Origin of the sequence: Actinomyces urogenitalis, from assembly GCF_002861525.1 — a bacterium.
Taxonomy (GTDB): Bacteria; Actinomycetota; Actinomycetes; order Actinomycetales; family Actinomycetaceae; genus Actinomyces; species Actinomyces urogenitalis.
The window spans coordinates 35,044-60,717 of the sequence record NZ_PKHA01000003.1; the positions used below are offsets into that span (position 1 = coordinate 35,044).

Genomic DNA, 25,674 nt, shown 5'->3' on the forward strand with positions numbered 1-25,674 from the left:
GGCGGTCGCCTAGTGCTGGCATGTGGGCGCAGCCGCGCCGAGGATGCTAGCGCCTCAGGCCCGGGAGCCTCGTCAAGCCCGGGAGCCTCGGCGAGCCCGTGCCGCCTCACCGTGGGCCGGCAGGTCCTCAGACTCGGCCAGGGCCGTGAGCGGGTCCGTCATCGCCTCCAGCGCCGCGGCGTCGTACTCGATGACCTGGACAGGCTTGATGTAGGCCATGACGTTCAGGCCCGCGGCGAAGCGTGCCGTGCCGCCGGTGGGCAGCACGTGGTTGGAGCCGGCCAGGTAGTCGCCCAGCGGCACCGGGGAGTAAGGACCGACGAAGATCGCTCCCGCGTTGCGGATCCTGCGCGCCACCGCCTGGGCGTGGCGGGTGTGGATCTCCAGGTGCTCGGCGGCGTAGGCGTCAGCCACCTCGATCGCCTGGTCGAGGTCCCGCACCAGCACGATCCCCGACTGACGTCCCTCCAGCGCCGTCCGCGAGCGCTGGGTGTGCTTAGTGGCTGCCAGGCGGCGCTCCAGCGCTGCCTCAGCCTCAGCGGCCAGCCGCTCGGAGTCGGTGATGAGGACGCTGCCGGCGTTCGGATCGTGCTCGGCCTGTGAGAGCAGGTCGGCAGCCACGAGCTCGGGGTCAGCCTCGCCGTCCGCGACGATCGCGATCTCGGTGGGACCAGCCTCGGCATCGATCCCGACCACGCCGCGCACCGCCCGCTTGGCGGCGGCGACGAAGATATTGCCCGGCCCGGTCACGACGTCGACCCTCTCGCACAGAGCCGTCCCCGGCGCCCCACCCGCGGCCACGACGTCAGCCTCGTCGGTCGCGTTCTCGCAGGCCGCCCCGTAGGCAAACATCGCGATGGCCTGTGCGCCGCCGACGGCGTAGACCTCCTCGACCCCCAGCAGCTCGCAGGCCGCCAGGATCGTGGGGTGGGGCAGGCCGTCAAAGGCCGCCTGGGGCGGGGAGGCCAGCGCCACCTGCTCCACACCGGCCACCTGGGCTGCCACGACATTCATCACCACGCTAGAGGGATAGACGGCCAGGCCGCCAGGCACGTACAGACCCACACGACGCACCGGGATCCAGCGCTGGGTCAGCGTGCCACCGGGGACGATCTCGGTGACTGTCTCACGGGGCAGCTGGGCCGCGTGACCGGCCCGGTTGTGGGCGATGGACAGCTCCAGGGCCTCGCGCACCGCCGGGTCCAGGCCCTCCAGGGCCCGGGTGAGTGCCTCGCGCGGCACCCGCAGGTGCACAGGGCGCACGTGGTCGAAGCGCTCAGCGGCCTCGCGCAGCGCCGCCGCCCCACGCTCACGCACGTCAGCGATCGTCGGGGCGACGGCATCCAGGGCAGCGGCGACGTCGAGGGTGGCGCGAGGCAGGGCCTCAGCCAGCTCTCGGGCGTTCAGGTCACTCTCACGCAGGTCGATGCGGTTCAGCATGGGCCCAGGGTAGCGGCCTAGGCACACGGGCGGCGTAGCGTCCCACGCGCTCGTCATCGATGACGCCCTCCCAGTCCAGACCGAAGCCAAAGCGGTAGGTGTGGCCGGCGCCGTCCTCATAGGCGGCGTAGTCGAAGGGACGGTCCTCGTCATGACGCTCAACCGCCTCCATCGAGGCCGGCAGCGTCAGAGGCAGCAGGCCGTGCGGGGTCACGCGCCCGCGCAGCAGCTCCCAGACCACCTCCTGCTGGACGCCGAAGTCGATGACGATCGCGTCCGCCAGCGGCTCCACCTCGGCCAGGACCGCCGGGTTGTGCATCCGCAGCACGACGATGACCGGCCGGTTCCCCATCTGCGCGCGAGCCTGGCGCACCAGCTCCAGGTCGCTGGCGTTGGCCACCTGCGCCTGCTTGCCACGCACCGAACGGTCCGGGTGCGCCGTCTCCCGAAAGTCACCGGACGCCAGGGACCGCTCCCTGGCAGCGGTCGCCGTGTATGGGCCCCACTGCAGGGAGATCGGCAGGTAGCCGTTGCCCCCGGCCTCGCGATCAGCCACGGAGTAGCTCTCGCACAGCGGGGACTCGATGAAGACGACGGCGACCTGGGCCTGGGCAGGGTCCTCCACCCGTTCCAGTGCGGCAGGGCTGGGCCGGTAGGGGTCGATGTCGCAGGCGGGCTCCGGAAAACGCATGAAGCCCAGGCGCTCATCAAGGTGGCGGCGTGGGACCCACGCCCGGATCGAGGGCTGCGTCAGCGGCAGGACCGGGGCGCGGTCGGCGTCGGCGTTCTTGAGCAGGACGAGGCTGTCACGCTGGGCGGCCAGGCCTGCCTGGGCGAAGGACTCGCAGCCCACCGTCGCCACCGAGGCCGCCGGGTCAAGGTAGGGGTTGTCGAACAGGCCGGTGCGGAAGAAGACCCGCAGCAGGCGCACGGCTGAGGCCTCGAAACGGGCGCGAGCAGCCGCCTCACCGTCGCGCTCAGCCAGGATCCGGTAGGCCTCCAGAACCGGAGCGGCCTGGCTGTTGCCACCGAACTGGTCCACGCCGTTGTCGATCGCCAGAGCGTGACGCTCAGCAACACTGAGGTCCTCGACCCCGTAGCAGCGCTGACCGAAATTGCTCATCTCCGGGTCAGGATCGGCTGTGATGCCCCAGTCGGTGCACACCACGCCGTCGAAGCCGTAGCGCTGGCGCAGCATGTCGTGGACGATGACGCGGTGGTAGGAGTTCGCCCGTGGCTCGCCGTCGCTGCCGGTGTTGAGCACCTGCCCGTCCGGGGTGCGGTACCCCGAGGAGATCGTGTAGTAGGGCATGACGGCGCTCGCGCTCGCCGTCGGACCGTCGAGGTCAAAGGCTCCGTGGGTAAAGGGCACCAGGTGCTCGGCCTCGTTGCCACCCGGGTAGACGGCGAACTTGCCGAAGCCGTAGTGCGCGTCACGCCCCGCCTCGCCTGTCCCGCCGCCCGGCCAGTGCTTGACCATGGTGGCCACTGAGGCCTGGCCCCAGCCGGGGTCAGCGTAGGAGGCCTCAGGCACCGCCAGCCCGAAAGCAGCCCCCTGCTGGTGGTCGGCAGCCGGAGTGGTCTGCATGGCGTCGCACACGGCCCGGGCGTAGTCCGTCACGAGCGCTGAGCTCGGTCCCCAGGTGTCCTGCAGCCGCATCCACCGTGGCTCGGTGCCCAGGTCAATCTGAGGGCCGAGCGCGGTCGTGATCCCCAGCGCCCGGTACTCCTGGGAGATGATCTCGGCGTACTCGCGTGCCCGCTGCGGGTCGAACAGCGCCGCCATCCCCATCCCCTCAGGCCAGCGTGAGACGTCGACGGCGCTGGTGGTGAACTCGGCTCCCGTCGCCTCTCCCGCACCGTTGCGCGGGTCAGTAGCGATGGAGACCGGAACGCCCAGCGGGGTGGACTCAGCCAGGGCCTGCAGGGCGTTGTTCCACCGCGCTGCCGTGTCCGCCGACTCCAGCGTGATGGCCAGGACATGACGGATGTGGTCACGGGTGAGCATCCGAGTCTGCTGGTCGGTCAGGGACCAGGGCTCCACCCCGGCCTCAGCCAGGCTGCACCCGCCGTAGGTCCCGGGGAAGGGGCCGTGGCCCGGGTTGGGTACGGCCTGGTGGGGTGAGTAGAGCATGAGGCCGGCAATCTGCTCGATGCTCAGGCGCCCAGCCAGGTCCGCGGCGCGCTCGCTCGCGCTCAGGCGCCAGTCCTCGTAGGGCAACAGCTCACCGGTGCGCGCCAGGTCCTTGAACAGGTGCCCGTCCACCTCGATCACCGGTGCGTCACAGGTACCGATCGTGGGCCCGCCATCCTGGTGATGAAAGGTCGGTGCCTTCTGACTGGCGGTAGCAGGGTCCTGGCTCGTCACGGCGTCCTCCTCGGCGTCTGTGCTGGTCGACCCCCCTATTTTACCGAATGGTTTGCCTCCAGGCGCCCCGTAGTCTTGACCCATGAGCCCCCTTCCCCAGGCATCCCAGCCCACTCTGTCCGACTCCCAGCTCGAGCGGGCCGCCGGTGTCCTCGTTGCCCAGGCCGTGGGCGACGCCATGGGAGCGCCTTACGAGCCTGGCCACGTGCCCCTGACTACCCCTCCACAGATGCTGGGCGGCGGCTACGGCCACTACGCACCAGCCGAGTGGACCGACGACACCCAGATGTCTCTCTATATCGCGGAGGTTGCCGCCACCGGAGCCGACCTGACGAGCCCGGAGGCGCTGGACAAGATCGCGCGCGGCTGGTGCCGGTGGGTGGTCGAGGAGGGGGCCACCGACGTCGGCAACCAGACTCGCGATGTCATCGACGCCGTCTCCCCAAGCCGCGACGAGCCCGGGATCGCCCAGCGCATGCGCCAGGCCGCCGCCGATCTCCATGCCAGGACCGGCATGACCGCGGGAAACGGCGCGCTGATGCGCAATGGGATCGTGGCTCTGACCAGGCTGACAGACCGCCAGGCGACCGCAGCGGCGGTGCGCGCCGTCGCCGAGCTGACCCATGCTGATCCGCTGGCCGGGGACGCCTGCGTCATCCACGCCGAGATGATCCGCGAGAACGTCATGAATCCCGCGTGGGAGAACCTGCCTATGCACGGAGCCAATCCCATGCGCACCCTCGACCTCATCCCCGGCGAGCGGCGTCAGTACTGGCACGACTTCTTTGACGGTGGGCCTGCAGACCCGAGTCACTACGACGCTCCCCCGCACCACGACGGCTTCGCCGTCCACGCACTGGCCCAGGCCACCCTGGCCTTCACCTTCGCCAACCGCTGCCACTACTGGAACCAGCCGCTCTTCTTCGACACGCGCGAGGAGACCTCGGCCTGGTGGATGAGCACCTTCCTTATGCAGGCTCTGACCACGAGCCAGGACAAGGACACCGTCGCCGCCATCGCAGGAGCCCTGGCCGGGAGCTACCTCGGGGCCGGCGCAGCGCCGCAAGAGTGGGTCAAGGCGATCCACGGCCTGCCGCGAGGCGAGGACGGCGCCGAGCGCACCGCCGTCGACCTGCGCGAGCTGGCCACGCGCACGGCGCTGGCGGGGCTCGGTCGCTAGTCCTCGGCCGAGCCCGTCTGCCGCCCAGCCAGCCAGGCACCTGCTGCCAGCAGGGCCAGCGCGCTCACCACGACTGCCGGAGGGACCGGCCCGCGAGGCAGGACGACCAGTCCGGCCCACACCGCCGTCGTCGCCCCGGCCACGGCCAGCCCACGCAGCGCCGCGCCCCGGACCACCGGCCACGGCAGGCGGGCACGAGCCGGCGCCGAGGAGGCCAGGACCAGGCAGGTGTGGTCAGTAACGAGCGCAAGCGCCATCAGCAGAGTAGTTCAGGAGGAAACGTCCCGGTGGCCGAAGAACCAGGCCAGGACCAGGACAGCCAGACTCAGCAGGCATCCCTCCTCCGGCGCCAGAGCCCTCCACAGCGCCACGACCGCCAGAACGGCGAGCAGCAGCGGGAAGGTCCCCGCCGCGAGTGACGCGCCAAGCAGCGCGAGCACCGAGATCGCGCGGATCACCAGCTGCGAGGGTGACAGAACCCGGGGCACTCGGGCCAGGAGCCATCCAAGGGGGCCGGAGCGAGGTCTGCGCCCCGAACGGTTTGGCGCGTTTATGTACCGCTCCTGGGACGGGACATCGCTGTCAAGGCCGCGTCCAGCGTGCCCGGGCCCCGCCAGGGAACGACGGCGATCCCCCGGTGCTCCAAGGCGGCGATGGTCCGATCCCGCTCCAGGGCGAGCACCTGGCGAGCCGTGTACTCCACGCTGCTCAGTCCACGCGGGTCAGACAGCTGCGGGGCGGTGTCGACGACGAGGACGTCCAGGCCGCAGGCAGCCTGCTGAGCCGCCAGCTCCACCACCTGCGTCTCGGTCAGCGGGCTGAGAACCACCACGAGGCTCCCCGGCGAGGTGGCCAGGCGCAGACGTCGTGACGCCGGGGTGCGGTCTGAGCCCGGCCGCAGGCGTCCGAGGGTTCCCAGGACCCGCAGGTAGTGGCGGCGTCCGTGGCCTGCCGGTACCGGCGTCGTCACTGCTCCCATCACCCGCAGCCCCATCCGATCCCCGGTACGCAGGCACCAGGCGGCGACCGACGCCGCAGCGTGCACCGTCCGGCTCAGGCTGCCCTCGTCCTGCCGCGAGGGCGCCGGAGTGTCCGCGAAGGCGTCGACGACGAGGAGGACCTGGGGGTCTGCCTGTGCGTAGGTCGTGCGCACGTGGAGCCGGCCCGTGCGCACCGAGGTCGGCCAGTGCACGAGACGAGGCCGGTCCCCGGGCTGGAAGAGACGGATGTCGTTGAACTCTGCCCCCTCCCCCGCGTTCCTGGCCCCGTGGACCCCGAGCATCCGCGAGGGGTGGGGCACCGGTGCGTCGGAGGTAAAAGCGCCGGGCGCTGGTGCCACCGTCAGCTCGATGGGGTGGCGGGCGAGCCAACGGTTGTCAAAGGCTCCCCACACACTGCGCAGGTACCGCTCGCCCTCGACCAGGTCGGCTCCCTGCCCCAGGATCTCGGTGCGTGGACGGCCGTGGGGGCGGCACGCTGCGCCCCAGCAGGCGATGATGAGCAGCGGGGTCGCCAGCACCACCAGGTCAGGTCGGTGCCCGGCGACGGCGAGCAGCGCCAGGCCAAGGCCACCCACGACGGCGCGCAGGTGGAGCGTCGTCGGCTTCCAGGGCTCAGCAGGTTGCTGGGTCGCTGCCGGGCTCCAGGGCTCAGCCGGTTGCAGGGTCACTGCCCGGCTCCGGGAACAGGGGTGCTCGCCAGGACCTGGGCAACGACCTCGCGCCCACTGATCGAGCTCATCCACAGCTCGGGCCGGATGGAGAGGCGATGAGCCAGGGCCACGACCGCCACGTGCTTGACATCCTCCGGGGTGACGTAGTCACGGCCACGGACCACGGCCAGGCCGCGAGCGGCGGTAACGAGCGCGAGCGAGCCACGGGGCGAGGCCCCGACGGCGACGGCCTCGTGCTCACGTGTGGCCGCGGCCAGGGCCACGCAGTACCGGCCCACCGACTCCTCGACCTCGACGTTCTCCACCGCTAGCTGGGCGGCCCGCAGACGGGTGGCGTCTGCCACCTGTGGCACGACCTGCTCCTCCTGCCGGCGTCCGATCCGGCGCGCCAGGACCTCCCATTCCTGGTCCGCACTGGGGTAGCCGAAGGACAGGCGCAACAGGAAGCGGTCCAGCTGAGCCTCGGGGAGCTGGTAGGTCCCCTCGTACTCCGCCGGGTTCGCGGTGGCGATGACGTGGAAGGGCTGGGGCAGCGGGAAGGTCGTCCCCTCCACCGTCACCTGCCGCTCCTGCATGGCCTCCAGGAGAGCCGCCTGGGTCTTGGGCGGGGTGCGGTTGACCTCGTCGGCCAGCAGCAGGCCGGTGAACAGCGGTCCGGGCCGGAAGCTGAACTCGCCACGCTTCTGGTCAAACAGGAAGGAGCCAGTCAGGTCCGAGGGCAGCAGGTCGGGGGTGAACTGGGCGCGAGTGAAGTCCAGCCCGAGGGCCTGGGCGAAGGAGCGGGCCATCAGGGTCTTGCCCAGCCCTGGGAAGTCCTCCAGGAGGACATGGCCTCCCGCCAGCACACCAGCCAGGATGAGCTCCAGCTCCTCGGGGTTGCCGACGACGGCCTGGGTCACCGAGTCCAGGACCTGTCTTGCCAGGGCGCAGGCCTGCGCAGCGCTGAGGGCCTGGGGCGGCGTCGGGTGGCTTGTGGTCATAGGGACTGGATCCTCTCGATCAGGCGAATGAGGTCGTGGTCAGTGCGGGGAGCAGGCATCGTGCCGCTGACCAGCTCCCACAGCTCGGCTCCCAGGAGGCAACGAGCACGCTCAGGATCAGCGTCAACGTCGACGGCCTGCCTCTCACGCAGGCGATCACGGGTGAGCTGAGCAAGATGCGGACGCACCCCGCTGTCCCAGCCCCGTGACGAGGTCGCGTCACGCAGGAGCCAGGTCAGTGTGGACAGGAGCCGGTCACTGGGTGCCGGGAGCGACCCCGGTGGCTCGCTCACGGGGAAAGCGGGCAGACCGAGCTCGACGCGCCTCAGGCGCGCGATACCCAGCAGGAGCAGCGGTGCCGCGAGCGCGATGACGGGATGGAGGCGGACCCCCATGAGGCTGAGGACCCACATAGCCGCCCAGACCACAAGGGTCACAAGCACCGCTGTGCGCAGGCGAGACGCCGTCATCACAGCCTCACCTCGCGCGACGACGCCCCGGCCTGCGGCCCTTGCCCCTCACTCAGGCCTAAAGCGGCATGTACCTGCGCCAGACCGCCGCGGGTCTGCTTGCGTGCCGCCTCGGTCATCTCGTGGGAGGAGAAACGGGCCTCGCGGTAGAGGGAGGCGAGATCCTCAATCGCCGCGGCCGGTACTTATCGCTGCGCCCGCACCCGCAGGACCAGCTCGGTGGAGGTCTCGTGGGGCCGGGTCCCCACACCGACCTGCGTGACGTCTCGCTCCAGCGCCATCCAGGCCGCCACAATGGCGTTGACCGGGCTTCCGTGCCGCAGTGCCTCCACCTGCCGTGCCGCCTGGCTCGGGCTCAGGAGGGCGAGGTCAGGACCGCATCCCTCGGCCGGCGTGTCAACGGCAACCGGCTGGAGACCCTGCAGGTGTGCGAGGAGGAAACGCACAAGCCGCCAGGCCACCAGACAGGCAAGCACGCCGGCAACGAGCACGACCATGACGACCAGGGCCAGGGCCCACCAGGACGTCCCGGTGCCGGCGAGCGGCTCCGGTGGGGCGATGGGCTGGAGGGATGGAAGAAGCACCGTGGGCGCCGCGCTCGGCTGGGGCCTGGTAGAGGGCGCCGTGGTCGTCATGAGCGGTGCGGTGTCCGTTGAGGCCCATGCCACCAGGACCACAGCCAGGGCGAGCGCGCACAGGACGAGCCCGCGCCACGTCGTCATAGAAGCAGCTGGCCTCATCCTCGCTCCTGTCACTGGGCCTCGATCCTAACCAGTGGTGTCCAGCAGGCCAGCGGTCTCCTCGCTCACTGCGACCGTGCCGGACAGGCCAGCCAGCTCGTGGGCAGTCTCAAGCACCATCTCACCGTCTGCCAGCTGTCGGACCCAGCTCTGCGGTATGGCGTTCAGACCGTAGAACGTGCCCGCCAGCTGCCCGTAGACCGAGCCCACTGTGTCGGCGTCGTGGCCGAGGTTGACGGCAAGCAGGGCGCCGTCGTGAACCTGGCCGGCCAGGGCCTCGGCGTGGGCATACAGCACCTCCCGGCTGGCACCTTGTGCCGCCAGGGCAATGAGCCGACCCCAGGCACCGCAGGCCTCGACGCACACGGGTAACGGGTGCGTGGTCATCGAGCCCGCCCGGCACAGCGTGTCCGCCAGATCCAGGTCGCTGGCGAAGGCGATAGCCACCGGCGCCAGGCGCATGAGAGAGCCGTTGCCGGCGGTCCAGCGGGTGGAGGGCTCCGCAGCACCCGTCTGGTGCGCGCGAAGTCGCTCAAGGACCACAGGGTCTGGTGACCGATCCCGAAACAGCGGCCCGTGCTCGTCAGGTACCCCTCGTCTCGCCAGCGCAGGAAGCGCTCGGCCTGGTCGCGCAGATCGAAGGTGCCGGTCTCAATGAGGCTGCGGGCCAGGCACAGGGCCATCGAGGTGTCGTCGGTCCACTGCCCGGCCTCCAGGCCGAAGCGTCCGCCCCCACGCATGCCGGTCACAGCCGGCAAGGTGTCACGTGGGGCGAACTCCATCGGAGCCCCGAGCGCGTCACCAACCGCCAGGCCGAGCAGGGCGCCAACAAGCCGGTCACGGTCCACTTGCGGCGCAGCCTCGTGCGCGCTGGTCTTCTGCCGTGACGACGACGGACCGGTTGGTGCTCCTATCGCCCCTCCCTCGCTCAGGTAGGCGATGGTATCCCGACCAACGTGTACGGGTGCGGCCGATTGAAGAGATCCACACCCTTCACTCGGTCGCACCCGTTCACCTTCGGCGCGCTAGGAGGCCTCAGGCCACAGTGAGCTCCACCGTGGTCTCGCCCTCGCCGTCGACCCGCTGGCCGCCGCTGACCAGCGACCAGGAACCGCTCAGGCCCGTCGCCGTGGCGCGCAGGACCTGTCCCTGCCGCACCACCTGGACCGAGGCCTCCTCACATCCGTCGTGAGCCGGGACCGTCACCACGCGCTCGTCGCCCTCAGCCAGCGCCTCGACCCGGACCGTCAGGCCCTCACGCCAGTCCTCCTCCGGGCGCGTGATGCTGCCAGCCAGCGCCAGCGCAGCGCCCTGGCGCACGTACAGGGGCAGGCTCTCCACCCCGTGCTTCTCGTGGACCCAGCGCGGGCCCTGGACGCTCTGGCCAGTCCAGTACGAGGTCCACGTGCCCTCGGGCAGGTAGACGTCCGCCTCGCCCTCGGCGTCCATCACCGGCGCGACCAGGAGATCGGAGCCGAGCATGTACTGCGTGTCCACGTCCCAGGCTCCGCGGTCACCCGGGAACTCCAGGAACATCGAGCGCATCATCGGCGTGCCGGTCTCGTGGGCCTCACGGGCGGCGGCGTAGAGGTAAGGCATCAGGCTCAGGCGCAGGTTGATGAACCGGCGGGCCACGTCCACCGACTCCTCGTCAAAGGCCCAAGGCACACGCACCGAGCTTGACCCGTGCAGGCGGGCGTGGGAGGACAGCAGCCCGAAGGCCAGCCACCTCTTGAACACGCCCGGGTCCGGGGTTCCCTCAAAGCCGCCGATGTCGTGGCTCCAGTAGCCGAATCCGGAGCTTGTCAGTGACAGGCCACCGCGCAGGGTCTCCCCCATCGAGGCGTAGGTCGACTCGTTGTCCCCGCCCCAGTGGACCGGGAACTGCTGGCCGCCGGCAGTGGCCGAGCGAGCGAAGAGGATGGCCTCGCCCTCACCGCGTACCTCGCTCAAGAGGTCGAAGACGGTGCGGTTGTACAGGTGGGTGTAGTAGTTGTGCATCCGCTCAGGGTCCGAGCCGTCGTGCCAAGCGATGTCCCGAACCGGGATGCGCTCACCGAAGTCGGTCTTGAAGCAGTCCACGCCCATCTCCAGCAGCCCGGCGAGCTTGGAGCGGTACCAGGCGACGGCGTCGGGATTGGTGAAGTCGACCAGCGCCATGCCAGCCTGCCACAGGTCGGTCTGCCAGATGTCCCCGTTGGTCTTGTGTACCAGGTACCCCTTGGCCGCGCCCTCGGTGAACAGTGCCGAGCGCTGGGCGATGTAGGGGTTGATCCACACGCAGATCTTCAGTCCCTTGGCCTTCATCCGCTCGAGCATGGCGGCCGGGTCCGGGAAGGTGGCCGGGTCCCACTCGAAGTCAGACCAGTGGAAACCACGCATCCAGAAGCAGTCGAAGTGGAAGACGCTCAGCGGCAGGTTGCGCTGCGCCATCCCGTCGACGAAGCCGGTGACGGTTTCCTCGTCGTAGGAGGTGGTGAAAGAGGTTGTCAGCCACAGCCCGAAGGACCAGGTCGGCACCATCGGGGCCCGGCCGGTCAGGGCCGTGTAGCGGCGCAGCACGTCCTTGGGGGTGGGACCGTCAATGACGTAGTAGGTCAGGCGCTCGCCCTCCACCGAGAACTGGGTCCGGGTAGTCAGCTCACTGCCCACCTCGAAGGAGACCCCTCCCGGGTTGTCCACGAAGACACCGTAGCCGGCGGTGGTGAGGTAGAAGGGGATGTTCTTGTAGGCCTGCTCGGAGGCAGTTCCCCCGTCCTCGTTCCAGATGTCCACGCTCTGGCCGTTCTTGGTCAGGGCCCCAAAGCGCTCACCCAGGCCGTAGACACGCTCGCCCGGACGCAGGCTCAGCTGCTCACGCATGTAGGTCTGGCCGTCTGGAGCGACGACGTGGGCCACGGCCCGCGGCAGCGAGGTGGTCAGCTCCTTGCCGGCGTGGGTGAAGCGAGCGGTCCAGTCCGCCCCTTCCTCCAGGTGCACAGCCAGGTCCCCGGCGCGCAAGGTCAGTCCCGAGCCCTCAGGTTCGACGACGCCGCTGTAGCCGGCCTCGCTCGTCACCTCGAAGTGAGGCCCGGGGTCCCGCCTGCCGGCGTGGTTGACCAGCGAGACCTTGATGACGCCGTCGGCCACGGCGGTGAAGGTGGCCGTGAGCAGGGGGTTGTTGAGGGTGTCGCCGCGTCCGGTGACCGGGCGGACCGGGGCGTAGGCGCGCAGGGCAGTGGCGCCGTCGTCCGTGGTAGGTCCCAGGTCCAGCAGACCACGAGCCTTCTCGACCTGGTAGCCCTCGCGGTCGAGCCAGTATCCGTTAGAGAACTTCATGTGGGGTCCTTAGATCAGTGAGGGTGACGCTCAGGGGCGCCAGGAGACAAGAGGTCCTGGCCGCTACTTCACGGCGCCAGCCGTGACCCCTCGGGTCAGGGTGCGCTGGAAGAAGAAGAAGAACAGGAAGGTCGGGATGAGGGAGACCAGCGCGCCGGCGTTGAGCGTAGGTACGTCAAGCATGCGGTCGCCCTGGAGGCTGGACAGCGCGATCGGCACCGTCTGGGTGTCGTTGGAGGTGAGCATGACCAGCGGGATGAAGAACTCGTTCCAGGTCCAGATGAAGAAGAAGATCATGAGCACGCTCATCGTGGGGCGCACGATCGGGAAGACGACCTTCCACAGAATCTCCCAGCGGCTGGCACCGTCGAGCTCGGCAGCCTCCAGCAGTGCGCGTGGGAAGGTGCCCAGCACAGAGGAGAGCAGATAGGTACCGAAGGCGGACTGGATGACGGTGAAGATGATGACGATCGACCAGGGGTTGTCAGTCAGCCCCACCTTCTGGGCCATCATGAACAGCGGGTAGATCAGGCCTTCCTGCGGCAGCATGTTGGCGATCATGAACAGGGCGATGATCCAGGCCCTGCCCTTGACCCGTCCCACGCCGATCGCGTAGGCGTTGAACAGGGACAGGAAGGCTCCGGCCACGGCCACCAGCGCCGAGGTCCAGATGGAGTTCCACAGCTTGACCGGGAAGTTGACCCGCTCCCAGAAGTAGGCCAGGCCATCGGTGTAGAAGCTGGTAGGCAGTGACAGCGGGCTGCCGCCGGAGTAGTCAGCCGGGGACTTGAAGGCGTTCATCACCATGAGGACGAAGGGCGCGACCATGAACAGGGCGAGCACGCCGACGACGGCGAGGACCACCCAGCGAGCCACGCCACGGTGGAAGCGGTCCTTCTTCTTGGCCGGAACGGCCTGGGCAATGGTGGCGCTCATGTCAGCGGCCCTCCTCTTCACGGCGTGCGCTGCGGTTCTGGAAGAACTGGATGACGCCGGCGATGACGATGATGACAAGGGTCAGGACGGTCGAGATCGCGGCTCCGTAGCCGACCTTCGACTTGTCGAAGAAGTTGAGGTACGAGTAGTAGCTGGGCACCAGGGTCGAGGACTCCGGGCCGCCACGGGTGAGCACGTAGACCGGCGCGAAGACCTTGAGCGCGGCGATGGTGCAGGTCAGCACGATGACGAAGGTCTCGGGCTTGATCTGCGGGATCGTGATGGCGCGGAAACGAGCCAGCCATCCTGCGCCGTCGAGCTCGGCGGCCTCGTAGAGCTCAGGGTCCACGCGCTGGAGGGCCGACATGAAGATCACCGTCGGGTAGCCGATCTGGATCCAGATCAGGACGAACATGACCGCCGGCAGCGCGGTGGAGGTCGAGCCCAGCCAGTTGGGCGGGTTGTCGATCCCGATGCCCCGCAGGATGGTGTTCAGCGCCCCGGTCTGGGAGTTGAGGATCCAGTTCCACACGATCCCGGCCACGGAGATCGGCAGGATCTGGGGGAGGTAGTACATGGCGCGAAGCGTGGTGGCCACCGAGGAGTTGAAGTGCTTGCCGATGTAGTCGAAGAGCACCGAGGCCAGGAACAGGCCGATGAGCGTGGGAATGACCACCATCGCCACGATCATGTACATCGAGTTGCCAAAGGAGGCCCAGAACTTCTCGTCCGCCAGCAGCGCTTTGTAGTTGTCCAGCCCGATGAAGCGCATCGGGGCCATGCCTCCCTTCCACTTGTGCAGGGAGTACCAGATGTTCATCGTCAGCGGGAAGGCGATGATGACGGCGAAGGAGACCGCCCCGGGGATGAGGTAGAGCAGGTAGGGCAGGCTACGGCGCCTGGACCTGTGGACGGTAGTCGTGCGAGCTGTAGGCACTGGAGGCTTCTTCCGTGTGGACCGCGGTGGACTCAGGAGGCACGACGGCGCAGCGCGGCTCACGCTCAGCGCTGCGCCGTCGTCATGAGGGAGGCGGGAAGGCTTACTCCTCGCCCACGCCCATCTCGCTCTTGCCCTCCTCGTAGGCTGCCTGGAGGTCGGCCAGGACGTCCTCAGGGCTCTTGGAGCCGTTGATGAGGGACTGCATGGCAGAGGTGATCTGGTCGTAGAAGCCAGCCACCGGCCAGTCGGGGTAGAAGGCCAGGCCGTCCTCGTCCAGGATGGTCTGGAAGTTCTCGGTCAGGGTGCGGGTCTTGTCATCCTCGATGGTCGAGGCGTCGCCGGCCACCGGCAGACCGCCCTTCTGCCCCAGAATCTCCTGGACCTCGTCGGACAGGGTGATGTCGATGAAGTCGTAGGCCAGCTCCTTGTTCTTGGCGTTGGTGGGCACCACCCACAGGTTGCCGGAGGAGCCGATGGACAGCTTGGAGCCGGGGAAGAGGAACTGGTCCCAGGTGAAGCCGGTGATGTCAGCGACCATGCGGCCGAACCACCACGAGCCGGAGACGAACATCGGGTAGGAACCGGCGATGAAGGAGGCTCCGGCGTCCTCAGCGGTCAGGCCCGCCGAGTCCGGGGCCACGTAGCCCTTGCCGATCCACTCCACGAGCTTGGCGGTACCAGCCTTGACCGGGTCCGCGCTCCAGTCGACGTCGCCCTTGAACAGCTGGTAGGAGTCAACGAAGGAACGGTCGGCCTGGGCCAGGATGAGCTGGTACCACAGCTGTCCCATGGGGTACTCCGAGCCGGCCTCAGCCAGCGGCACCTGTCCACGCGCCACGAAGGCGTCGCACACGGCCTCCAGCTCCTCCAGCGTGGTGGGCACGGCCAGGCCCGCCTCGTCGAACATGTCCTTGTTGTAGTAGACGAAGACGTACTCGCCGTAGTTGGGCACGCCATACCAGTCGCCGTCACCCATGAGGCCGTCCTCGGTGTAGCGCGCGGTGGTCTGGATGGAGGTAGGGAGCTTGGTGTCCCAGCCACGCTCGGTAGCCTGCTCGGTCAGGACCTCGATCAGGCCCTGGGAGGCGAGCTGACCAGAGGTGGCGTTGCCCTTGTTGTACTCCATGATGTCCGGGACGTCGTCGCCGGTGAGCACGATCTTGGCGTTCTTCTGGAGCTGCTCGAAGGTCTGGTCCTCGGTCTTGACGGTGACGTCGGGGTGCTTCTCCTTGAAGATCTCGATGGCGCGGGCCCAGGCCTGGCCCATCGCGGAGTCATCAGACTCGTAGTCCCAGATGACGAAGGTCTTGGAGTCAGATCCGGAGCCCGAGCCTCCGCACGCGCTCAGGCCGAGCAGGCCGGCGCCCGCCAGGCTCGTCATGGCCAGGGTGTTGAAGGTCCTGCGGTTGATCATGGTCGTTACCTCTGCGTTGAGTTGCCGTTACTGGGATCTGGGTGTGATGCCCCGAGCCGGTGGCGCGGGGACGTGCGTGGGCGCCGTCTAGGGCGCGGGGACCGGGCCGATGGTCTCGCCGGCCACGAGGGCGCAGCGCACCAGGCGCTGGCAGTCGGTCGGGGCGATCTGGCCGTCCAGGAGAGCCACAAGCGCCTGGGCGGCGTAGGCTCCCATCTCCTCCCCCGGCCCGTGGGAGGTGGTCAGGGGCGGGTAGGTCATGGCGGACAGGGGCCGGGAGGACACGGCGCCGACGACGGAGATATCACCTGGCACGTCCAGGCCCATCTCGTGGAAGCCAGCGAGCAGGCCCAAGGTCGCCATGTCGTTGAGGACGACGAGAGCCGTGGGGCGGTTGGTCTGCGTCCACAGGCTGCGAGCCAGCTGCCGGCCAGCCACGGGGCTCGCGTCGCAGGAGACCGTGGCTGGAGCAAGCCCCAGGGACTCCATCGAGGCCCGGTAGATGGTGCGTGAGCGCACGGCCGGCCCGTAGCCGGTGGCGACCTGGGTCTGTGGGCGTCCGACGAAGGCGATGCGCTCGTGGCCCAGAGCGTGCAGGCGCCGGACCGCGGAGTCGATAGCCTCCTCGAAGTCGATGTCGACGTAGGCGTAGGCCGAGGAATCCTCGGTGCGCCCCACGAGCACGAAGGGGATCTCCGCCTCCTGCAGGTGGCTCACCCGGGGGTCAGCGACGGCGACCTCGACCAGCAGCACGCCGTCGGCCTTGCCCTGGCGCACGATCGTGGCCAGCTCGGCGCCTCCGCGATCGCGGCTGACGGGCCACACCGCCAGGTGGTAGCCAAGCTCCGCAGCCGCGCGCTGGGCGCCGCGGACGATGCCGAAGACGGTCTCTCCCATCGCGGTGTCGAACTCGGGGAAGCTCATGGCCAGCGTGTAGGAGCGCCGGCGCGCCAGTCCGCGTGCCATCGCATTGGGCTCGTAGTCGAGCTCCTCCATGGCCTGACGAATGCGCTCGGCGGTGGCTCGGGCTACGGGGCGTGCGCCTGACAGGGCGTAGGAGACCGTGGAGACGGCCACGTTGGCCCGCTTGGCGACGTCCTGCATGGTGGCCACCCAGCCCACCTCCTTGTGAGAGCCTCGAATCGAAGCGCTTCGTCGAAACGCTTCAATAAGGATGGAAGGTGCCCCGATCCCCAGGCAAGCAGATCGGGCGATCATCGAACATTTTCGATGATCGCCCGATCAGGCAGTCTCGGACGGCCGGGCTCAGGCAGCGCCCCGGCCGCGCAGGAGGCGTGAAGAGGCCTTGGCGACGCAGTGCTCGACGAAGGCGATGATCTCCGCCTCCACCTCGGCACGGGTGGCCGGCTCGTTGTGCACCTCGTGACGCATTCCGGTGTAAACACGCGTGCGCACGTCATGGAATCCCGCATCCCACAAGGAATTGGCCACGACGTAGGCCCCATGGCCGAAGTCCGCCACCGGGTCCTGGTCTCCAGCCAGCAGGAGCACCGGCAGCTCGGTGGAGACCGGAGACATCCACCCCTCGGCATTGGCGCGGTCATAGAGCTCGATAAAGGAGCGGCCGAAGCGCAAGGTCATTGGCGCCCCGAAATTGTTGTACGGGTCCACGGCGTGGTCAGCGACCACCTGCGGGTCGGAGGCGACCCAGTCGGTGGGTCCCGCCCCCTCCCCAAAGCGGTCGAGGAAGCCCTCGAACATGGCGGCGGTCAGGTTGTCGCTGTCCAGCGCCTGTCCCCCGCGCTCAGCGATCGCCGCGTCCAGAGCATCACGCACATGGGGGTTGCGCATGCCCTTCATCGAGGCGGCGACGCCGCACAGCGCCAGGCCAGCCAGACCCTGGGGGTGGGTGGTGGCCAGCGAGCGGGCGATCATGGAGCCCCAGGAGTGGCCGAAGACGACGTAGGGCAGGTCCGGGTGACGCTCGGTGACGATCTGACGCAGCTGTTGTTCGTCCTCGACGACGACGCTGGCACCGTCCTCCCCGGCGTCCTGCCACACGCCGGAGAGCATCGCCGTGCGGCCGTGGCCGGCGTGGTCATCAGCAGCGACGACGAAGCCGACGTCCAGGAGGGCGGTGATGAGGTGGAGGTAACGACGCGAGTGCTCCCCTAGGCCATGGACGATCTGGACGATCGCACGCGCGGGCGTGGTCGGCTCATAGATCCAGGCCTGGATCTCGTCGCGGCCGTTGATGGAGGTGAACGGTGTCTCGTGCAGTGCCATGACTGACCTCTCTGTCAGATGTTGCAGCAGATCGATGTGCCTGCGACCTTACTCCCACGCTCGCAACAGGGCGATCAGGCTGCCGACCGGCTCGCCCCAGCCCAGCACCTGTGCCGGGAGCGCTTCCTCCAGCCGCTCACCCAGGTCCCCCTGAACGCCGAGGGCACGCAGGGCCGGCAGCATGGCCGGCACCCGAGCACGTGAGGCGCCGTCAGCGATCTTGACGGCCAGGCACGCCCCTCCTGCAAGAGCCAGGGCGTACACGCCCTCGGCTCCGTCCTTCGCGACCGCGCCCGGCAGGGCCCGCATGAGCGCCGTGACGTCGCGCCCCTGGCCGCCCACCAGCTCGGGCCAGGTACTCATCGCCTGCGCCACCGCGTACTCGGCGCTGCCCGGAACCGCGCTGGTCAAGCGGCCATAGGCCCGGGCCAGTCCCACCAGTGGCAGGGGATAGACCTCGGCGCCGCAGCCGTCGCGCGTGATCGTGGACGGGTCGATCCGGCAGCCGGTCAGCTCCTCGACGCTCGAACGCACCAGTGCGGCCACCGGGTGGTCGTGCTCAAGGTAGCCGGCAGGGTCCCACCCGCAGGCCACGGCAGTGGCCATCATGGCGGCATGCTTGCCCGAGCAATTCTGGTGCAGGCGGTCAGGCCGGGCGCCCGAGGCCGTGAAGGCGCGACGTTCAGGGCCCCCGATCGGCACCCCCGGGGTGTTGCGCAGGTCTGCCGGGCCCAGGCCGTAGCGGCGAAGGATGGAGGTGACGATCTCCAGGTGCTCAGCCCCACCGGAGTGGCTGGCGCAGGCCAGCGCCAGCTGACGCGGCTCCAGCTCCAGCCCCGCACGCACCATGCCGACGGCAAACAAGGGCTTGAGCGCCGAGCGGGCGAAGACACCGCTGTGCACATCCCCGGCCTGGAGCACCACGTCACCGTGGGCGCCCAGGGCCACCAGGCTGCCGTAGTGGACGGACTCGATCGTCGGGCGCTGCGGGCTGCCTCCGCGAGTAGCGGCCACCAACGGCACCATCCCGGCCGGGCCGAGCCCTGCGAAGACGGTGGACGGGTCAGACGATGCGTCCGTGACGCGATGCTCGGCAGCTTTCACCCGCCCATTGTGTCCGCCTCAGACTCAGCCCACCAGCCTCAGGCACCCCGACGCAGGTCCGCGGTAGTGATCAAGGTGTTGAAGCGGGCGCTGGCCAGGCAGCGCCTGAGATCCTCCATCACCTCCTCACGCGTGGCGAGGGCGGCGCTGACGTCGACGTGCTCCATGCTCAGCGCACAGATGCCCCACGTATCTGACACGGTCTCGACGACGAACCTCCTGGCCAGGAACGGGCGCAGGCGGACCAGGTCCGCACCGGCGCCGTAGATCACGCTGCGCATCCGCTCCTGCCCGTCCAGGCCGCATCCCTCGGCCCCAGCAGCGCTCGGGGCGTCCCACACCACCACCTGGACGAAGACCGTGCGCTGTCCCGTCCGCGGTGCGCTGAGCAGCCGCTTCAGCGGCCTCATGACCATCTGCTCCGCGGTGGGCTTCTCTAGGAGAAGAGCCTCATCACAGGAGCCGGCATAGGCGTAGGCCAGCACGCCCCGCCGGGTCAGGGCCTGCGCCAGCTGCCCCATACGCTCATCCTCAAAGTCCTGCCTCTGCCACCACACGGTCCAAGAGCGGCCGGGCACGGGGAGCTGAAGGTCAAAGCCCTCCTGCCTCGCGCCGTCAATGACGGCGGGCATCCCCTCCTCCGGCCAGACACGGACCAGCGCCGCATTGGCCCCCATCCTGGTCACCAGGGCACAGCTCAGTGGTGACGGCTGCCTTGCCTTGTCCGCCGGGCACGCTACCGCGGTCCCGCTCACGCCTGTCCTCATGACCCTGAGGCTACGCAGGAGGTACGACACGAACTCTGACACAAGTGAACGTTCACATTCAGGGCGGATCCCGTCTACACTCGGTTCCAGACCGGTGACGTCCTCGACCACCACGACGCCACTGTGACCCACCCACCGACACGCAACGGAGCCCTCGGATGTCTCAGCACCCCACCACCTCGACCCCCCTGGACCTGACTCGGACTGCGTTGGGTATTGAGTTTGGTTCCACCCGGATCAAGGCGGTGCTGATCGATCCTGCTGGCACAGTGCTCGCCTCCGGCGCGCACGACTGGGACAACTCCCTGGTCGACGGGGTGTGGACCTACCGCCTGGAGGAGATCATCACCGGCCTGCGCGCCGCCTACACCGCCCTGGCCAACGACCTCAAGGACACTCACGGCCTTGCCCTGACCACCACCGGAGCCATCGGGATCTCGGGCATGATGCACGGCTACATCGCCCTAGACGCCCAGGGCCAGCTCCTGACCCCCTTCCGCACCTGGCGCAACACCATCACCGCCGAGTCCTCCGCCGCCCTGTCCCAGCTGTTCGGCCTCAACATCCCCCAACGCTGGACCATCTCCCACCTCCACCGCGCCATCACCACCGCAGAGCCCCACGTACCCCACATCAACCGGGTGACCACCCTGGCCGGCTACATCCACTGGCGCCTGACCGGCCGCCACGTCCTGGGCGTGGGCGAGGCCTCCGGCGTCTTCCCCATCGGAGCCGACGGCGCCTCCTTCGACCCACACATGCTCGCCGCCTTCGACCAGGCCGTCTCCGCGCCCTGGCACCTGGCCCAGGTCCTACCCGAGGTCGCCCTGGCCGGCCAGGAAGCCGGCACCCTCACCCCCGACGGCGCCACCCTGCTCGACCCCACCGGTACCCTCCAAGCAGGTATCCCCCTGTGCCCGCCCGAAGGAGACGCCGGCACCGGCATGGTCGCCACCGCCGCCCTACGCCCCCGCACCGGCAACGTCTCAGCCGGCACCAGCGCCTTCGCCATGATCGTCCTGGACCAGCCCCTACGCACCCTCATCCCCGAAATCGACCTCGTCGCCACCCCCACCGGCCGCCCCGTCGCCATGGCCCACGCCAACAACTGCACCTCCGACCTCAACGCCTGGGTCGAGGTCTTCTCCCAGTTCGCCACCGCCCTGGGCCACCCCATCGACCGCGGCCCCCTATTCGACCTCCTCCTCACCGCCGCCGACACCACCACCATGGACCAGGCAGGAACAATGTCCTACAACTTCCTATCCGGCGACGCCCTGGTAGGCCTGACCGAAGGACGCCCCCTCACCCTGCGCCGCCCCAACGCCAAGTTCGGACTAGCCGGCCTCATGCGCTCCCACCTGTTCGCCCTATTCGCCTCCATGGCCCACGGAGTCCAGATCCTGCGCCGCACCACCAACATCACCATCGACTCCATGCACGCCCACGGCGGCATCTTCAAGACCCCACGCATCCCCCAACAGGTCCTCGCCGCAGCCTTCGACACCCCCGTCACCGTCTCCACCACAGCCTCCGAAGGCGGCGCCTGGGGCATGGCACTCCTAGCCGCCTACTCCCAATGGGCCCAAAACACCACGCTCGAAGACTGGATCGACAACACCGTCAACACCACACAACAGGCCCTCACCCTCCAAGCCACACCCGAACAAGTCACCGAGTACCAGCACTACCTGGAACACTTCATCGCCGGACTACCCCTGCAAAAAGCCGCCGTCGAGGCATTCTGAGCCGACCTCACCCACCTTGAGGCCTCTCGGGCCGGCTCAGGACCAGTAGGCCCAGCAGGCCTCACGCGCCGGCTGCGCCCAGGCGCTGTCCGGGGTGGACACCTCACCGCTGGTCGCCGAGACGACCAGGGCGGCCAGGTCCGGCTCGCCCCGTCTGGCACAGTCGTGCCCCAGCATGTGCAGCAACGGGCCCATGTGCCGGGGAAGAACCAGGCCACCGATGGCCTGACTGAGCTCGCCGTAGGTGATGACCTCACCGTGGCCCGCAAGCTCCACCAGGACCTCGCGGGAGCGCACCGTCGCCTGCGCCAGGCGCGGGGTCAGAGTGTGGCACCGCTCCCCCACCGGGTAGCGCTGACCGACGACGAGGACGAGCCGGTCCGAGGCCAGCGGCTCATGCTTCACAGGGTCACGCTTCACAAGGCCATCATGCCCGGTGACCTGGAAGACTGGTGCCATGAGCCAGACCCATGACGCCTACCAGTACCCGACCGTGCTCGTGCGCGGCGAGATCAAGCTCGGCCAGTTCCTCAAGCTGGCAGGCTTGGTCGAGGACGGCGCCGAGGCGCGGATCGCGATCCAGTCCGGTGACGTGAGGGTCAACGGCGAGGTCGAGACCCGGCGCGGCCACCACCTGGCTGCTGGGGACGTCGTCGAGGTCGAGCTACCGGCCCAGGCCGCGGGCGCCGTCGTCGCTGCGCAAGAGTAGGGGCCGGCGGTCCCGGGCCTTCAGTGCTTGAGGCACCCCGGGCCCAGGAGCGCCTTGACGTCGGAGTAGAAGGCCTGTGAAGCCTCCACCCGCAGGGAGTTGCTCAGCTGGGTACGCACCTCGCGGTACTTGCTCGTCAGCGTGAGCCTGACCGGGCTCATCCCGGGGTGCTTCTCCAGCACGGTCTTGAGCTGGTCAATGAGCGGGCCGGTGCAGCGGTTGGTCGGCAGCGTCAGGGTCACGGACTCGTGCGTCGCGCTGGAGACATCGGGAATCGTCATCTCCTGGACCGCCAGGGCCACCTGCCCGTCACGCCGGTTGACCCGCCCGCGCAGGGTCACCACCGTGTCAGGAGCCAGCATCGTGGAGACTGTCTGGTAGGTCGCGGGGAAGAAGAGCGCCTCCACCGTTCCGCCCAGGTCCTCCACCTGCGCGATGGCCCACAGGTTGCCCTGCTTGGTGGTCTTGCGCTGCAGGGAGGTGATGAGCCCGGCCACCGTCACCATGGCACCGTCAGGCCGCTCCTCGTTCTCCAGCAGGTCAGCGATCTCGACGTCCGCCAGCTTGGAGAGCATGCCCTCCAGGCCCAGCAGCGGGTGGTCAGAGACGTAGAGGCCCAGCATGTCGCGCTCGAAGGCCAGCTTGTCCTTCTTGTCCCACTCAGGCAGGTCCGGGACCTCGGAGGAGAAGACCGGGCCGGAGCCGAAGGCAGGGTCCTCAGACGCCTGGTCGCCACCGCCCAGCGAGGCGAAGAGGTCGAACTGTCCCACGGCCTCGTTGCGCTTGACCCCGATGATCTCGTCAACGAAGTCCTCATGGCAGGCCTGCAGGGAGCGACGTGACTTGCCCAGGGAGTCAAAGGCACCGGCCTTGATCAACGAGTCGATCGTGCGCTTGTTGCACACCACCGCCGGCACCTTGTCCAGGAAGTCCTCAAAGCTGGTGAAGTCGCCCTGTTCCTCACGGGCTGCGACGATCCCGTCGACCACGTTGGCGCCCACGTTGCGGATCGCCCCGAGCCCGAAGCGGATGTCCGAGCCGACGGCGGAGAACTGGGCACGCGAGGCGTTGACGTCCGGGGGCAGCACCTTGATGCCCATGTGACGGCACTCGCCGAGGTAGAGCGCCAGCTTGTCCTTGTTGTCCTTCTGGCTGGTCAGCAGCGCCGCCATGTACTCCGTCGGGTAGTGGGTCTTGAGGTACGCGGTCCAGTAGGACACCACGCCGTAGGCCGCCGAGTGCGCCTTGTTGAAGGCGTACTTGGCGAAGGGCACCACGACGTCCCACAGGGTCTTGACGCTCTCCTTGGAGAAGCCGTTGGCCACCATCCCGGCCTCGAACTCGACGAACATCTTGGCCAGGATGTCCATCTTCTTCTTACCCATGGCCTTGCGCAGGGCGTCGGCCTTACCCATCGTGAAGCCCGCCAGGTCGGTGGCGATCTTCATCACCTGCTCCTGGTAGACGATGAGGCCGTAGGTGTTGCCCAGGATGGGTTCCAGGGCCTCCTTGAGCTCCGGGTGGATCGGGGTGATCTCCTGCTGGCCGTTCTTGCGCAGGGCATAGTTGGTGTGTGACTCCGCACCCATGGGCCCGGGACGGTACAGGGCGCCGACGGCGGAGATGTCCTCGAAGTTGTCAGGCTTCATCAGCCGCAGCAGCGTGCGCATACCACCGCCATCGAGCTGGAAGACGCCCAGGGTCTCCCCGCGCGAGAGCAGCTGGTAGGTCTCGGCGTCATCCAGGGCGACGTGGTCGATGTCCAGCGGCTCCTTGCCGTTGGCCACGATGTTCTCCAGGGCATCGGAGATGACCGTGAGGTTGCGCAGGCCCAGGAAGTCCATCTTGAGCAGCCCCAGGTGCTCACAGGTGGGGTAGTCGAACTGGGTGATGTAGGCGCCGTCCTGCAGGCGCTGCATCATCGGGATGATGTCAGTCAGCGTGGCGCTGGACATGATGACGGCGCAGGCGTGCACGCCCCACTGGCGGGTCATGCCCTCCAGCCCCTGGGCGAGCTCAACGATCTTCTGGGCATCGGGGTCCTCAGCGTGCAGGGCGCGGAACTCCGCGGCCTCCCCGTAGCGCTCGTCCTCGGGATTGAAGATGCCCTTGATGGTGATGTCCTTACCCATGATGGTGGGAGGCATCGCCTTGGTCAGCCGGTCACCGACGGCGTAGGGGTAGCCCATGACGCGGCTGGAGTCCTTCAGGGACTGCTTGGCCTTGATGACACCGTAGGTAACGACCTGGCTGATCTTGTCCGCGCCGTACTTGGCCTTGACGTAGTCAATGACTTCCTCACGCCGGCGCTCGTCGAAGTCGACGTCGATATCCGGCATGGAGATGCGCTCGGGGTTGAGGAAGCGCTCGAAGATGAGGCCGTGCTGGAGAGGATTGAGCTCGGTGATCCCCATGGCGTAGGCAACCATGGAGCCGGCTCCGGACCCACGCCCCGGTCCCACGCGGATGCTGTGGTTCTTGGCCCAGTTGATGTAGTCAGCCACCACCAGGAAGTAGCCGGGGAACCCCATCTGGACGATGACGCCGATCTCGTACTCGGCCTGCTTGCGGCAGTCCTCGGGGATGTTACCGCCGAAGCGCTTGTCCATCCCCTTCCAGCACTCCTTGATGAACCAGGACTCCATGGTCTCCCCCTCGGGCACGGGGAAGGCCGGCATGAAGGAGGCTCCCTCGTCCACGGTGGCGAAGTGGACGTCGCACTGCTCGGCCACGAGCAGGGTGTTGTCACAGGCCTGCGGCATCTCGCGGAAGAGCTCACGCATCTCCCGTCCGGGACGCAGGTAGTAGGTGTCGCCGTCGAACTTGAAGCGGTCGGGATCGGAGAGCACCGAGCCGGAGTTGATGCACAGCATCGCGTCCTGGATGGTGCGGTCCTCGGGGCGTACGTAGTGGGAGTCGTTGGTGGCCAGCAGGGGTGCGCCGATCTCCTTGGCCAGGCGCAGCAGGTCCTTGGTCACCCGCTGCTCGATCTCCAGGCCGTGGTCCATCAGCTCGACGTAGAAGAACTCCTTGCCGAAGATGTCCTGCAGCTCCCCGGCGCAGCGCAGTGCCTCCTCCCACTGCCCCAGGCGCAGCCGCGTCTGGATCTCCGAGGACGGGCAGCCGGAGGTGCCGATGAGCCCGGAGGCGTAGCGCTGGAGCAGCTCGCGGTCCATACGCGGGGACTTGCCCCACTGGCCTTCCAAGGAGGCGTAGGAGTCCAGGCGCATGAGGTTGTGCAGTCCCTCGTCATTACGCGAGAGCAGTGTCATATGCGTGTAGGAGCCTCGCGCCGAGACGTCGTCGGAGCGTTGGGACTCCTCTCCCCAGAACACGCGCGTCTTGTCAAAGCGCGAGGTCCCGGGGGTCATATAGGCCTCGACGCCCACGATCGGCTTGATACCAGCCTTGCGCGCAGCCTCGTAGAACTCGTAGGCGCCGAACATGTAGCCGTGGTCGGTGATGGCCAGCGCCGGCTGCCCCAGCCTCTTGGCCTCGGCGACGTAGTCCTTGATCTTCCCGGCGCCGTCGAGCATCGAGTAGTCCGTGTGGACGTGGAGGTGGACGAAGTCGTCCTTCTTAGCCTCAGGTGCCTGGGTACCGGGATCAGCCATGGGCCCATCCTAGGGCCGGGAGCCGGG

The 25,674-nt window shown here is 68.5% G+C and carries 22 protein-coding genes and 1 pseudogene; 3 read left to right on the forward strand and 20 right to left on the reverse strand.

Going from position 1 to position 25,674, the window contains the following annotated elements:
• Nucleotides 1–72: 72 nt before the first annotated feature.
• Complete coding sequence (gene hisD / locus CYJ26_RS04310) at nucleotides 73–1,440, reverse strand: histidinol dehydrogenase (protein WP_101638017.1); 1,368 nt, start codon at nucleotides 1,438–1,440, stop codon at nucleotides 73–75.
• Nucleotides 1,415–3,808: a glycoside hydrolase family 3 N-terminal domain-containing protein gene (locus tag CYJ26_RS04315; RefSeq protein ID WP_244902020.1), complete on the reverse strand. Its 2,394-nt coding sequence runs from the start codon at nucleotides 3,806–3,808 to the stop codon at nucleotides 1,415–1,417. The genes hisD and CYJ26_RS04315 overlap by 26 nt, the downstream gene beginning before the upstream one ends.
• Before the next feature lie 82 nt (nucleotides 3,809–3,890).
• Between CYJ26_RS04315 and CYJ26_RS04320 the strand changes: the two genes are divergently transcribed.
• On the forward strand, nucleotides 3,891–4,988 hold the full coding sequence (locus tag CYJ26_RS04320) for an ADP-ribosylglycohydrolase family protein (protein WP_101638018.1): 1,098 nt from the start codon (nucleotides 3,891–3,893) through the stop codon (nucleotides 4,986–4,988).
• Here the strand turns inward: CYJ26_RS04320 and CYJ26_RS04325 are convergent.
• The 16 genes and pseudogenes from CYJ26_RS04325 to CYJ26_RS04395 form a co-directional block, all read right to left on the reverse strand.
• Nucleotides 4,985–5,245 (reverse strand): hypothetical protein, encoded by a 261-nt coding sequence (locus tag CYJ26_RS04325; protein ID WP_101638019.1) that lies wholly within the window; start codon nucleotides 5,243–5,245, stop codon nucleotides 4,985–4,987. The two genes, CYJ26_RS04320 and CYJ26_RS04325, sit on opposite strands and share 4 nt — an antisense overlap.
• 12 nt (nucleotides 5,246–5,257) lie before the next feature.
• Complete coding sequence (locus CYJ26_RS04330; RefSeq protein WP_145990762.1) at nucleotides 5,258–5,446, reverse strand: hypothetical protein; 189 nt, start codon at nucleotides 5,444–5,446, stop codon at nucleotides 5,258–5,260.
• 92 nt (nucleotides 5,447–5,538) lie between these two features.
• Nucleotides 5,539–6,657, reverse strand: coding sequence for a DUF58 domain-containing protein (locus CYJ26_RS04335; RefSeq protein WP_101638021.1), 1,119 nt, complete (start codon nucleotides 6,655–6,657; stop codon nucleotides 5,539–5,541).
• On the reverse strand, nucleotides 6,654–7,640 hold the full coding sequence (locus CYJ26_RS04340) for an AAA family ATPase (RefSeq protein WP_034235642.1): 987 nt from the start codon (nucleotides 7,638–7,640) through the stop codon (nucleotides 6,654–6,656). The genes CYJ26_RS04335 and CYJ26_RS04340 overlap by 4 nt, the downstream gene beginning before the upstream one ends.
• A complete protein-coding gene (locus tag CYJ26_RS04345; RefSeq protein ID WP_006548793.1) occupies nucleotides 7,637–8,110 on the reverse strand; it encodes a hypothetical protein in 474 nt (157 codons plus the stop codon). Before CYJ26_RS04345 ends, CYJ26_RS04340 begins: the two co-directional genes overlap by 4 nt.
• 185 nt (nucleotides 8,111–8,295) lie before the next feature.
• Nucleotides 8,296–8,850 (reverse strand): hypothetical protein, encoded by a 555-nt coding sequence (locus tag CYJ26_RS04350; RefSeq protein WP_145990763.1) that lies wholly within the window; start codon nucleotides 8,848–8,850, stop codon nucleotides 8,296–8,298.
• 27 nt (nucleotides 8,851–8,877) lie between these two features.
• Complete coding sequence (locus CYJ26_RS10995; protein ID WP_048780338.1) at nucleotides 8,878–9,147, reverse strand: ADP-ribosylglycohydrolase family protein; 270 nt, start codon at nucleotides 9,145–9,147, stop codon at nucleotides 8,878–8,880.
• A gap of 33 nt (nucleotides 9,148–9,180) precedes the next feature.
• Nucleotides 9,181–9,632: pseudogene (locus tag CYJ26_RS11245) on the reverse strand (ADP-ribosylglycohydrolase family protein); the annotation flags it as partial.
• Nucleotides 9,633–9,885: 253 nt separating this feature from the next.
• Nucleotides 9,886–12,168 carry an alpha-xylosidase gene (yicI, locus tag CYJ26_RS04360; protein ID WP_101638023.1) on the reverse strand — a complete coding sequence of 761 codons (2,283 nt, stop codon included), beginning with the start codon at nucleotides 12,166–12,168 and terminating at the stop codon, nucleotides 9,886–9,888.
• A gap of 63 nt (nucleotides 12,169–12,231) precedes the next feature.
• Nucleotides 12,232–13,104 carry a carbohydrate ABC transporter permease gene (locus CYJ26_RS04365; protein ID WP_180950847.1) on the reverse strand — a complete coding sequence of 291 codons (873 nt, stop codon included), beginning with the start codon at nucleotides 13,102–13,104 and terminating at the stop codon, nucleotides 12,232–12,234.
• Nucleotide 13,105: 1 nt separating this feature from the next.
• On the reverse strand, nucleotides 13,106–14,041 hold the full coding sequence (locus tag CYJ26_RS04370) for a carbohydrate ABC transporter permease (protein ID WP_024035778.1): 936 nt from the start codon (nucleotides 14,039–14,041) through the stop codon (nucleotides 13,106–13,108).
• Nucleotides 14,042–14,144: 103 nt separating this feature from the next.
• Complete coding sequence (locus tag CYJ26_RS04375) at nucleotides 14,145–15,458, reverse strand: ABC transporter substrate-binding protein (protein ID WP_101638026.1); 1,314 nt, start codon at nucleotides 15,456–15,458, stop codon at nucleotides 14,145–14,147.
• Nucleotides 15,459–15,545: 87 nt separating this feature from the next.
• Complete coding sequence (locus CYJ26_RS04380; protein WP_244902027.1) at nucleotides 15,546–16,562, reverse strand: LacI family DNA-binding transcriptional regulator; 1,017 nt, start codon at nucleotides 16,560–16,562, stop codon at nucleotides 15,546–15,548.
• A gap of 162 nt (nucleotides 16,563–16,724) precedes the next feature.
• Nucleotides 16,725–17,705: an alpha/beta fold hydrolase gene (locus tag CYJ26_RS04385; RefSeq protein ID WP_006548784.1), complete on the reverse strand. Its 981-nt coding sequence runs from the start codon at nucleotides 17,703–17,705 to the stop codon at nucleotides 16,725–16,727.
• Between the two features lie 48 nt (nucleotides 17,706–17,753).
• The gene (locus tag CYJ26_RS04390) at nucleotides 17,754–18,809 is read right to left on the reverse strand and encodes an asparaginase (RefSeq protein ID WP_219619536.1); all 1,056 of its coding nucleotides are present in this window, start codon (nucleotides 18,807–18,809) and stop codon (nucleotides 17,754–17,756) included.
• A 38-nt stretch (nucleotides 18,810–18,847) separates the two neighbouring features.
• Nucleotides 18,848–19,441, reverse strand: a complete 594-nt coding sequence (locus CYJ26_RS04395) for a hypothetical protein (protein ID WP_145990764.1) — start codon at nucleotides 19,439–19,441, stop codon at nucleotides 18,848–18,850.
• A 293-nt stretch (nucleotides 19,442–19,734) separates the two neighbouring features.
• On the opposite strand from CYJ26_RS04395, the gene CYJ26_RS04400 reads away from it, so the two are divergent.
• Nucleotides 19,735–21,324 (forward strand): xylulokinase, encoded by a 1,590-nt coding sequence (locus CYJ26_RS04400; RefSeq protein WP_101638029.1) that lies wholly within the window; start codon nucleotides 19,735–19,737, stop codon nucleotides 21,322–21,324.
• A 36-nt stretch (nucleotides 21,325–21,360) separates the two neighbouring features.
• Here CYJ26_RS04400 and CYJ26_RS04405 read toward each other — a convergent pair whose 3' ends face one another.
• Nucleotides 21,361–21,783, reverse strand: coding sequence for a cupredoxin domain-containing protein (locus tag CYJ26_RS04405; RefSeq protein WP_101638030.1), 423 nt, complete (start codon nucleotides 21,781–21,783; stop codon nucleotides 21,361–21,363).
• On the opposite strand from CYJ26_RS04405, the gene CYJ26_RS04410 reads away from it, so the two are divergent.
• Nucleotides 21,782–22,033, forward strand: a complete 252-nt coding sequence (locus CYJ26_RS04410; protein WP_034237259.1) for an RNA-binding S4 domain-containing protein — start codon at nucleotides 21,782–21,784, stop codon at nucleotides 22,031–22,033. The two genes, CYJ26_RS04405 and CYJ26_RS04410, sit on opposite strands and share 2 nt — an antisense overlap.
• A 20-nt stretch (nucleotides 22,034–22,053) precedes the next feature.
• Here CYJ26_RS04410 and dnaE read toward each other — a convergent pair whose 3' ends face one another.
• A complete protein-coding gene (dnaE, locus tag CYJ26_RS04415; RefSeq protein WP_101638031.1) occupies nucleotides 22,054–25,647 on the reverse strand; it encodes a DNA polymerase III subunit alpha in 3,594 nt (1,197 codons plus the stop codon).
• Nucleotides 25,648–25,674: the final 27 nt, after the last annotated feature.